The organism is Streptomyces sp. NPDC002130, assembly GCF_040296465.1.
Taxonomy (GTDB): domain Bacteria; phylum Actinomycetota; class Actinomycetes; order Streptomycetales; family Streptomycetaceae; genus Streptomyces.
The window spans coordinates 1-10,305 of record NZ_JBEOXI010000272.1; the positions used below are offsets into that span (position 1 = coordinate 1).

The window sequence follows — 10,305 nt, forward strand, 5'->3', positions numbered from 1 at the left end:
GGTACTGCAGGGGGGACCCTGTGGGAGAGTAGGACGCCGCCGAACAATTCTTGGGAAAACCCCCGTATCTTCGGATACGGGGGTTTTCTGCGTTTCAGGACGTCTCCACCAGCTTGGTGTCGTACGCCAGGATGACCGCCTGAATGCGGTCGCGGGAACCGGTCTTGGCGAGGATACGGCCCACGTGGGTCTTCACCGTCGACTCGGCCAGGTGGAGACGGGCGGCTATCTCCGTGTTGGTCCAGCCCTTGCCGATGACCGTGAGGATTTCGCGTTCCCGGTCCGTCAGGGAAGCGAGACGTGGGTCCTCCGGGGGCGTGGCTTCGGACGAGGGAGCGGTCGGCAGGTGGTGGACGTAGGCGTCCAGGAGGCGGCGGGTCAGGCTGGGGGCGACCACCGCGTCTCCCGTGGCCACCGCGCGGATGCCGGCGAGGAGTTCCTCGGGCTGGGCGTCCTTGACGAGGAAGCCGGAGGCGCCTGCGCGGAGCCCGGCGTAGGCGTATTCGTCCAGGTCGAAGGTGGTGACGATCAGGATGCGGGTGCGGTCGCCGGCGGCGGTGATGCGGCGGGTCGCCTCGATGCCGTCGAGGCCGGGCATGCGGATGTCCATGAGGACGACGTCGGGATGGAGTTCGGCCGCCATGCGGACCGCTTCGCTGCCGTTCGCCGCCTCGCCCACGACCGTCATGTCGTCCTGGCTCTCCAGCAGCATGCGGGAGCCGAAGCGCTGAAGGGGCTGGTCGTCGGCTATGAGGACCGTGGTCACTGCGGGAATTCCTCCGGGAGACGTAGGCGGACGCGCCAGCCCTGCTCCGGGTGGGGGCGGGGCCCGGCCTCAAGTGTGCCGCCGTACAGGGCCGTTCGCTCGCGCATTCCGGGGAGTCCGCGACCGTCCCGCGAGGGCCCGTCGGCGCGGCTGCCGTCGCCGCTGTCGGTGATCGTGACGGTGACGGCGGACTTCTCCTCGTAGGAGAGCTCTATCTCCGCGGTGGCGTGGGGGCCGCCGTGTTTGAGGGTGTTGGTGAGGGCTTCCTGGATGACGCGGTAGATGGTGAGCTGGCGGCCCGGCGGGAGGGTGGGGCTGCCGTGGGTGGTGGTGCTGACGGGGAGGCCCGCGGAGCGGACGCCGTCGAGGAGCCGGTCGAGGTCGGTGAGGCCCGGCTGGGGGGTCAGGTCGGCCTGTTGCCGCTCTTCCTCGCGCAGGACGTCGAGGAGGCGGCGGAGTTCGGTGAGGGCCTGGCGGCTGGTGCCGGCGATGGCGTCGAGGGCCTGGGCCGCGCGTTCGGGGGACTTGGCGGCGGCGTAGCGGCCGCCGTCGGCGAGGCCGGTGATGACGGAGAGGTTGTGGCCGATGATGTCGTGCATCTCGCGGGCGATGCGGGCGCGTTCCGCAGCGGTGGCGAGCTGGGCCTGCTGGTCGCGTTCGGTCTCCAGGCGGCGGGCGCGGTCCTCCAGGGCCTCGGTGTAGTCGCGGCGGGTGCGGACCGTGGCGCCGATGAGGGCGGCCACGGTGATGGACATCAGGTGTGAGCCGATCTGCTGGTCCCAGGAGCCCTCGCCGTGGCGGAGGGCCGACACGAGGACCGGGACGATCACCAGGGCCGTCGCCCACCACAGGTTGCGCAGCGGGCGGCGCAGCGCCAGGTGGTGGACGAGGACCAGCTGGAGCAGGGCTGCCTGGAGGGCGGCGCCGGTCCAGGCGTTGACGAGGGCGAACGGGACCGTGGCGGCCAGGACGATGCCGGGGTGGGTGCGGCGCCACAGGAGCGGGGCCGACAGACCGAGGCTCAGGGTGAGCAGGAGCCAGCCGGGGACGTCGAGGTGATGGGCGTTGTTGCGCCAGCCGCCGCCGGCGTAGTCGATCAGGGCGGCGGTGATCCAGAAGCCGGTGAAGTGGAGGTCCCACAGCAGCGGGTGGCGTCGGTCGAAGGCGCGCACCTTGTGGGTGAGGCGCTGGGCGTATTCGGTGAGGGGCTCCGGCGCCCGGTCTTGGCTCACAGGGTCCATCGTGGGGGATGTGCTGCCGGGCGTCATACGTCTTTGCGGCGCAGGACCACCGCGGCCACCGTGAGGAGGGCCGCCGCCCAGAGCAGCATGGCCAGGAGGGCGGCGCCCGGGGAGGTCGCTCCGGGCAGGGGCTCGGCCGTGGTGAGGGCTTCCAGGGCCTTGCCGGGGAAGTAGCGGACGGCGTCGTCGACGACCGCGTACGGGAGCATCGCCAGAATCTCCGGGAGGATCATGACGAGGCCGATGAAGGCGCCGACTGCCATGGGGACCGAGCGGAGCAGGGCACCGATGCCGAGGGCGAGGACGGCGAGGAGGGTCAGGCCGGCCGCGTTGCCCGCGAGGGCGCGCAGGACGCCGGGGTCGCCGAGGGAGGCGGACAGGTCGGTGCCGGTGAGGAACGACTGGGCGAGGGGGAAGGTGAGGAGGTTCGTCGCCAGGGTGAGGGGGAGGGCGACCGCGGTCAGGACGGTGGCCTTGGACCACAGGACGGGCAGGCGGCGCGGGACGGCCGTCATCGTGGCGCGGATCTGGCCGGTGGAGTACTCGCCGGCGCTGGCCAGGATGCCCAGTACGCCGAGGTTGATCGTGGCGAACTGGGTGCCGAGGAGAACGAACATGACGGTGTCCATGCTGCCCTCGCCGGAGCCGTCGTAGGCGGCGCCGAGGCCGGCGCCCATGGCTGCGGTGAGGGCGCTGGTGACGACGAGGGTGATCCAGGTGGAGCGCAGGGTCCAGAACTTGTGCCACTCGGAGCGCAGGACGCGGGCCGGGGTCACTCGGTAGGGCAGGGTCGCCGTGGTCATGCCGCTGCTCCTTGCAGGGTCGCCGGGTACTCCACCGCGTCACGGGTGAGGTCCATGAAGGCCTCCTCCAGGGAGGCGGAGGCGGGGGTCAGTTCGTAGAGGGGGATGCCGTGGGCGGCTGCGGTGCGGCCGATGTGCTGGGCGTCCGTGCCGCGGATCCGGAGGGTGCCGGGGGCGTCGGCGGTGATGTCGATGCCGGGGGCCGTGAGGAGGTCTGAGAGGGCGGTGGCCTCCGGGGTGACGACCTTGGTGGTGCCCGTGCCGGAGTCGCGTACGAAGTCGGTGACCGTGGTGTCGGCGAGGAGGCGGCCGCGGCCGATGATGACGAGGTGGTCGGCGGTGAGGGCCATCTCGCTCATCAGGTGCGAGGAGACGAGGACCGTGCGGCCCTCGGCGGCGAGGGACTTGAGCAGGTTGCGGATCCACAGGACGCCCTCCGGGTCGAGGCCGTTGACCGGCTCGTCGAGGATGAGCGTGGCCGGGTCGCCGAGGAGGGCGGCGGCGATGCCGAGGCGCTGTCCCATGCCGAGGGAGAAGCCCTTGACGCGGCGGTGGGCCACGTCGGTCAGGCCGGTGAGGCCGAGGACGTGCTCGACCCGGGCGCGGGGGATGCCGTGGGTGAGGGCGAGGGCGCGCAGGTGGTGGTAGGCCGTGCGGCCGGGGTGGACCGAGCGGGCCTCCAGCAGGGCGCCGACCTCGGTGAGGGGTGCGGAGTGGGTGGCGTAGGAGCGGCCGGCCACGGTGGCGTGGCCGCGGGTGGGGGCGTCGAGGCCGAGGAGCATGCGCATGGTCGTGGACTTGCCGGCGCCGTTCGGGCCGAGGAAGCCGGTGACGGTGCCGGGGCGGACGGTGAAGGACAGGTCCGTGACGACCGTCCGGTCGCCGTAGCGTTTGGTGAGTTCGTGTGCCGTCAGCATGCTTCGATGCTCGTGCGTGCGGGGGCGGCGGGCGTCGGACCGGCGGGGTAATCGGGGTGAGGGGTCTCGTACTCGGGTACTACCGTGGCCGCATGAGCTATGTGATCCGGTCCGTCCGTGCCGGCGAGTGGGCCGCGGCGAAGGAGCTGCGGCTCGCGGCGTTGCGGGACCCGGTGGCGCACCTGGCCTTCCTGGAGACGTACGAGGAGGCCGTGGCCCGGCCGGACTCCTTCTGGCAGGAGCGGACGGCCGGTGCCGCCGAGGGGGCGGACACGAAGCAGCAGATCATCGCCGAGGGGCCGGACGGGCGGTGGGTGGGGACGTTGACCGTGCTCGTGGAGGAGCCCGGGACGACCGACTGGGCCGGGTTTCCGGTGGAGCGGAAGCAGGGGCATGTGGTCGGCGTGTTCGTGCGGCCGGAGGAGCGCGGGAGCGGGCTGACCGAGGTGCTGTTCGATGCGGCCCTGGAGTGGTCGTGGGCTCAGGGGCTTGAGCGGGTGCGGCTCATCGTGCACGAGGAGAACGGGCGGGCGCAGCGGTTCTACCGGCGGGTGGGGTTCCTGCCGAGCGGGGTGACGGTGCCGCTGGGGGACGCCGGGGAGCTGGAGCTGGAGTTCGTGCTCGAGCGGGAGTGAGCGTGTCCGGGGTGCGGCTTCAGACCGGCAGTTCGTCGTGCGGCCAGCGGGCGCGGCCCTGTTCGCGGGACCGGAGCAGGGCCAGGGTCGGCATGCCCCGGTCCGCTCCGGTGGCCAGCAGCTCCGGGAGCTGGGGAAGCGGGGCCACGGCCGCGACGTCGTCCAGGACGAGTGTCATTGGTGGGTCGAGGCGACCGGCCGATGACCGTTCGGCCATGTGCCGGCCGCGCTCGACCACGCTCGAGACGAGGGCCGTCAGGAAGGGCATCGCGCCCGGGTTCGTCCTGGGGTCCTCGATGGATTCCCCCACCACGTAAAGCGTGCCCCCTTCGTGGACGAAGGAATCCAAGGCGAGGGCATCAGTTCGGTTGGGAGTGCAGGCTTCGCGGATGTTGATCGTGGAGAGGGCGGCGAGGGCACGGGTCGTCAGCTGCTGTGCCATGTCCCGGCGTTCGGGGTGGGCGGTGAGGGCGCCTTCGAGTTCGCCCGCGGAGCCGGGGGCCGCCTTGGGGTTGGTGCGGAGGATGCGTACGGCGTCCTGGATCTGGGTGCCCTGGGACCAGCGGTGGACGTGCCGGATGGTGCGGCCGTCGATCGCCGCGGCGTGCAGGTAGCTCCGCAGGAGTGTCTCGGCCGTGTCGCTGAGGGCTTGGTCGAGTTTGGCGGTGGGGCGGACGGGGGTGAGGAGGGCGCTGGCTCTCCTGACGGCTGTCGCCTTGTCCTCGCAGCCGGCTGTGGGGGACCAGTGGAGGCGGGACGGGGTGTCGCAGAGGTGGGTGGGGTCGTAGAGGTGGGTGGGGCCCAGTTTGGCTCTGGCGTCCTTGGTTTCCTGCCAGAGGGTGGGGTTGGAGGTGACGACGAGGGCGGGGCCTTCCGCGTCGCGTACGGCTTGGGTGGCGGTGGTCTGGCGGGTTTCCCTGGGGGCTACGAGGACTTTTTCCCACCCGCCCACCCGTTCCTGGCCGAACAGGGCAGCCGGGGTCGCGGGCGCGGCAGCCGGTGTGGGGGCCAGGGGGGTCGTCGGGTCCACGATGGGTGGGGGCTCGGGGGCGGAGCGGCGTGGTGTGGGCACGTCGTGCTGTGCCGACGCGGGTACGTCGTGGGGCGTCGTTGCGGGGGCGCCGTGCCGGGCTGATGGCGATGCGTCGTGCTGTGCCGACGCCGGTACGTCGTGGGGCGCCGCTGCGGGGGACCCGTGCCGGGCCGATGGCGATGCGTCGGGCTGGCCCGGGCCTGTTGCCCCATGCTGCGGCGACGCCGGGGCCTCGGGCGGTGTCGTGGCGCCGGTCTCGTACGCGACCCCTGCCCGCTCCTCAGCCGTCGCCCTCTCCAGTCGGCGTCTCGCCCGCACCGCCCGCCACCGGGCCAGCGTGCCCATCACGAACACCGTCAGGACGACCAGGATCATCAGCTGGCCGATGAACAGGCCCCAGAACAGGCCGTAGCCGGAGAGTTCGCCGGGGGGTGTCTCGGGCCAGGCGCCGGGGATGTCGTGGGGCTGGGCGATGAGGCCGCGCATGGCCAGGGGCGTGCGGGCGAAGGTGACGCCGGACGGCCAGGCGCCGTGGGCGAACAGGGCGGCGAGGCCGGTGGCCGTCCACACCAGCAGGGTCATGCCGAGGAGGAAAGCGAGTATGCCGATCAGCAGGCCGTCGGGGATGCCTCCCTGGCCGTCCCGCTGGGTGTGGCGGTCGTCCGGTCTCACGCGTCCTCCCCTTGCGCCTACGCCACCGTCGATTCGGAGTCGCCCAGGTGGTGCTCCACGAAGGCCGCGGCCCGTTCCTCCGCCTCGAGTTCGGCGGCGTGCAGGGCGTCGTCCGTGAGGTCGTGGGAGGACTCGGTCATCGCGCGGTCGGTGAAGACCAGGGGGCGTTCGGTCTCGGTGATCAGGTGTTTGACGACCTGGACGTTGCCGTTGACGTCCCAGACGGCGATGCCGGGGGTGAGGGTCGGGATGATCTCGACCGCCCACCTGGGCAACCCGAGTACCCGCCCCGTCGCCCTCGCCTCGTCCGCCTTCTGAGCGTAGATCGTCCTGGTGGAGGCCATCTTGAGGATCGCCGCCGCTTCCTTGGCGGCTGCCCCGTCCACGACGTCGGACAGGTGGTGGACGACCGCCACGAAGGACAGGCCCAAGCGCCGGCCGAACTTCAGCAGGCGCTGGAACAGCTGGGCGACGAAGGGGCTGTTGATGATGTGCCAGGCCTCCTCGACCAGGAAGATGCGCTTCTTCCGGTCGGGGCGGATCCAGGTGTGCTCCAGCCACACGCCGACGATCGCCATGAGGATGGGCATGGCGATGGAGTTGCGGTCGATGTGGGACAGGTCGAAGACGATGAGCGGGGCGTCGAGGTCGATGCCGACCGTGGTGGGGCCGTCGAACATGCCGCGCAGGTCACCGTCGACGAGGCGGTCCAGGACCAGGGCGACGTCGAGGCCCCAGGCCCGTACGTCGTCTATGGCGACGTTCATCGACTCGGCCGACTCGGGCTCGGGGTGGCGCAGCTGCTCGACGATGTCGGTCAGGACCGGCTGGCGGTCGACGATGGTTTCGTTGACGTAGGCGTGGGCGACCTTGAGGGCGAAGCCGGAGCGTTCGTCCAGGCCGTGGCCCATGGCGACCTCGATGATCGTGCGGAGCAGCGCGAGCTGGCCCGTCGTCGTGATCGCGGGGTCGAGCGGGTTGAGGCGGATCCCCATGTCCAGGGCCGCCGTCGGGTCCAGGCGGATGGGAGTTATCCCCAGCTCCTGCGCGATGAGGTTCCACTCGCCGACGCCGTCCTCGCCCTGGGCGTCCAGGACGACGACCTGGCGGTCGCGGAAGCGGAGCTGGCGCAGCACGTACGTCTTCTCCAGCGCCGACTTGCCGTTGCCGGACTCGCCGAGGACGAGCCAGTGCGGGGCGGGGAGCTGCTGGCCGTAGAGCTGGAAGGGGTCGTAGATGTAGCCCTTTCCGGAGTACACCTCGCGGCCGATGATGACGCCGGAGTCGCCGAGGCCCGGGGCGGCGGTCGGGAGATAGACCGCCTGGGCCTGGCCCGTGGACGTGCGCACCGGGAGCCTGGTCGTCTCGACCTTCCCGAAGAGGAAGGAGGTGAAGGCGTCGGTGAGGACGGACAGCGGATCCCGCATCAGGTCCTACCTCCGAATGCCGGTGGCGAAGGGAAGGGTGTTCACGAAGGCGCGGTGGTGCTCGCGGTCGCACCATTCCAGCTTGAGGTACGACTTTCCTGCCGAGGCCCTTATCGTGCGCTTGTCGCGGGCGAGGGCGTCGGGGGAGCGGGAGCTGACGGTGATGTAGCCGACGAGGTTGACGCCGGCGGCGCCGCTGGCGAGGTCCTCGCCGCGCTGGTCGAGCCGGGAGTGCGCGGCGACGTCACGCGGGTCGACGGTGCGGTTCATCTTGGCGGCGCGGGATGCTTCGGCCTCGTCGTTGGTCTTCTCGGTGAGCATGCGCTCGATGGCGACCTCGGTGGGTTCGAGGTCCATGGTGACGGCGACCGTGCGGATCACGTCCGGGGTGTGGACGAGGAGCGGGGCGAGGAAGTTGACGCCGACGGGGGTCATCGGCCACTCCTTCACCCAGGCCGTGGCGTGGCACCAGGGGGCGCGGGTGGAGGACTCGCGGGTCTTGGCCTGGAGGTAGGTGGGCTCCATGGCGTCCAGTTCGGCCGGCCAGGCGTTGCGCTTGGTCATCGCCTGGATGTGGTCGATGGGGTGGTCCGGGTCGTACATGGAGTGGATCAGCGAGGACAGCCGTCCCTGGCCGAGGGGCTGGCGGACGCGGATGTCCGCCTCCTGGAGGCGTGAGCAGATGTCGGTGAGCTCGCGGGCCATGACGACGGCGAGTCCGGCGTCCCGGTCGACCTTGCCGCCGTGGGCGCGGGCGGCGCGGGCCATGGCGTTGGCCTCGGCGGCGAGTTCGCGCGTGTAGTGCATGCAGGCGACGAGGTAGGCGCGGTGCTGCTCGCTGCTGGTGGACACCATGGACTGGAGCTGGTCGTAGGACTCCTGGAGCCACGGCAGGGCCTTGTCGTCGCCGCGGACGGCGACGTCCTTGGCGTGGGCGTCCGGGTCGGCCGGGAGGGTGCGGGCCAGCATCTGCAGGCGGGTGACGAAGCCGTCGCCGTTGGCCACGTGCTTGAGCAGGGTGCCGAAGCGGTCGACGAGGGCTTCCTGGTCCTCGCTGTCGCGCAGGCCGACGCCCGGGCCCTCGATCTCGATGGCGGCGGTGACGGTCTTGCGGTCGGCGTGCAGGAGCACGGCGATCTCGTCGGGGCCGAAGGGGGCGGCCAGCCACGTGATGCGGCCGATGCCGGGGGGCGGGCCGACCTCGATCTCCTTGCCGTCCAGCCGGGTGCCGGCCTCGATCGCGGTGGAGCGGTACGTGGTGCCCTGCTTGAGGGTCCGCTTGTAGCTGCGGTTGATCTCGAACCACTTGTAGAAGGTGCGGTGCTTGTACGGCACGTACACCGCGGCCAGCGCCAGCATCGGGAACCCGGCGAGCAGCACGATGCGCAGCGACAGGACCGGGACGAGGAGCCCGCACATCATGCCGAGGAACGCGCCCACGACGATCAGGGCGATCTCGCCGGTCTCGCGGTTGCGGCCGATGATCGCGTTCGGCCGGGCGCGGCCGATCAGATATGTCCGGCGGGGCGTGACCGGATGGGACACGTGGGACTCGGTCGTCAACGCCCTTCACCTCCCGTGCGGTTGGTACTGCTGTTGCGGGTGTTGCTGGCGTGGGGAGTGTTGACGGGGCTGCTCGAACGGGGGGCGGGTGCGGCGGAGGGGACAGATCCGCCGCCGCCGTTCGAGGTGCGCGCGCTGTGCGCGGCGACTCCGCCGGAGGCGGGGTTGCTGGGGCGGGGGGCGGAGGACTGGCTGCCGCCGCCGTGGTTGTCGGCGCGGGAGCTGTGGGTCTTGATGCCCTGCGCGACCAGGGACGCCGGGGAGCTGATGACGGCCGCGGCCTTGCCTTCGGCACCCCGCATGAGGCGGTTGTTGCGGGAGCCGGCGATCTCGTCGCCGAAGCCGGGGACGAAGCGGTAGATCATCGCGCTGGCGAAGATGGCGAGCAGGATGATGGCGAGGCCGGAGACGACGGCGGAGAAGGCGTTCGGGCCGTCGTCGGCGGAGAGTGCGCCGGCGAGGCCGAGGACGATGACGATGACCGGCTTGATGAGGATGACCGCGATCATGATGCCGGCCCAGCGGCGGACGTGGCCCCACAGGTTCTTGTCGACGAGGCCGGCGTAGACGACGGTGCCGAGGAGGGCGCCGACGTAGAGGAGGGCCGCCCTGATGACGAGCTCCAGTGCGAGCGCAGCTTCCGTCAAACCACCCAACCAGTCCCCCACCACATGATCGAGAAACTCGCGATACCGCTCCGGATGCAGCAACGCCTGTCCGTAGATCTCGAACATCAACCGAAAGTTCGGCAACGATTCCGCTGACGTACGCCGATTCCAGTAACTCGTCATCATCTCGACGATGTCGGTCCCGGAAGAGATGTCGAGAGAAGAGCTGTCTCGCAGGGTGGCGACTACTTCAGTGAGCAGTTGTTCCTTCGAACCGAAATGATGGATGAGTGTCGCATGGCTGATCCCCAGGTCCTTGGCCAACGGCCGCATGGACAGTTCACCGACGCCGTTCGCCGTGACGTACGCGGTTACCTGCTCGAGCAATTCGGCACGGCGATGCTGGTAACGCAGTTTCCGGCCGTCGATCGGCGTGCTGTCCTCCACCTGCAGGAGCCTACGGAGGATGGGAAACACAGCAGCACTGGGTCACACGGTGACGTGGTGGCGATCCGATCGACTGATCGTGACAGCGGCGACGACAACACCGATCACCACGCCGATCAACGTGTCCGCGACGCGAGCCACTGCCGCTTCGGTCCCGATCGGAGCGCTGAAACCGATGAGGAGGAGTGCCATC

General features: G+C 70.8%; 9 protein-coding genes. 1 reads left to right on the forward strand and 8 read right to left on the reverse strand.

Translation table 11 applies throughout. The annotated features are described in order from the left end of the window. Window positions 1–94 precede the first annotated feature (94 nt). Genes ABT116_RS34575 through ABT116_RS34590 form a run of 4 tightly spaced genes read right to left on the reverse strand, consistent with a single transcriptional unit; the run spans window position 95 to window position 3,727 of the window. The gene (locus tag ABT116_RS34575) at window positions 95–766 is read right to left on the reverse strand and encodes a response regulator (RefSeq protein WP_351642108.1); all 672 of its coding nucleotides are present in this window, start codon (window positions 764–766) and stop codon (window positions 95–97) included. Continuing rightward, on the reverse strand, window positions 763–2,007 hold the full coding sequence (locus ABT116_RS34580) for a sensor histidine kinase (RefSeq protein ID WP_351642111.1): 1,245 nt from the start codon (window positions 2,005–2,007) through the stop codon (window positions 763–765). The genes ABT116_RS34575 and ABT116_RS34580 overlap by 4 nt, the downstream gene beginning before the upstream one ends. 23 nt (window positions 2,008–2,030) lie before the next feature. Then, window positions 2,031–2,810: an ABC transporter permease gene (locus ABT116_RS34585; protein WP_351642114.1), complete on the reverse strand. Its 780-nt coding sequence runs from the start codon at window positions 2,808–2,810 to the stop codon at window positions 2,031–2,033. Continuing rightward, window positions 2,807–3,727 (reverse strand): ABC transporter ATP-binding protein, encoded by a 921-nt coding sequence (locus ABT116_RS34590; RefSeq protein WP_351642118.1) that lies wholly within the window; start codon window positions 3,725–3,727, stop codon window positions 2,807–2,809. Before ABT116_RS34590 ends, ABT116_RS34585 begins: the two co-directional genes overlap by 4 nt. Window positions 3,728–3,819: 92 nt before the next feature. Between ABT116_RS34590 and ABT116_RS34595 the strand changes: the two genes are divergently transcribed. After that, a complete protein-coding gene (locus tag ABT116_RS34595) occupies window positions 3,820–4,362 on the forward strand; it encodes a GNAT family N-acetyltransferase (RefSeq protein WP_351642121.1) in 543 nt (180 codons plus the stop codon). Between the two features lie 19 nt (window positions 4,363–4,381). On the opposite strand, the gene ABT116_RS34600 is transcribed toward ABT116_RS34595, so the two are convergent. Genes ABT116_RS34600 through ABT116_RS34615 form a run of 4 tightly spaced genes read right to left on the reverse strand, consistent with a single transcriptional unit; the run spans window position 4,382 to window position 10,112 of the window. Further along, window positions 4,382–6,067, reverse strand: coding sequence for a type IV secretory system conjugative DNA transfer family protein (locus ABT116_RS34600; RefSeq protein WP_351642124.1), 1,686 nt, complete (start codon window positions 6,065–6,067; stop codon window positions 4,382–4,384). 17 nt (window positions 6,068–6,084) lie between these two features. Next, on the reverse strand, window positions 6,085–7,494 hold the full coding sequence (locus tag ABT116_RS34605) for an ATP-binding protein (protein ID WP_351642126.1): 1,410 nt from the start codon (window positions 7,492–7,494) through the stop codon (window positions 6,085–6,087). Window positions 7,495–7,500: 6 nt separating this feature from the next. Continuing rightward, window positions 7,501–9,057 (reverse strand): SCO6880 family protein, encoded by a 1,557-nt coding sequence (locus ABT116_RS34610; RefSeq protein WP_351642129.1) that lies wholly within the window; start codon window positions 9,055–9,057, stop codon window positions 7,501–7,503. Next, window positions 9,054–10,112: a TetR/AcrR family transcriptional regulator gene (locus ABT116_RS34615; protein ID WP_351642131.1), complete on the reverse strand. Its 1,059-nt coding sequence runs from the start codon at window positions 10,110–10,112 to the stop codon at window positions 9,054–9,056. The genes ABT116_RS34610 and ABT116_RS34615 overlap by 4 nt, the downstream gene beginning before the upstream one ends. Window positions 10,113–10,305 lie beyond the last annotated feature (193 nt).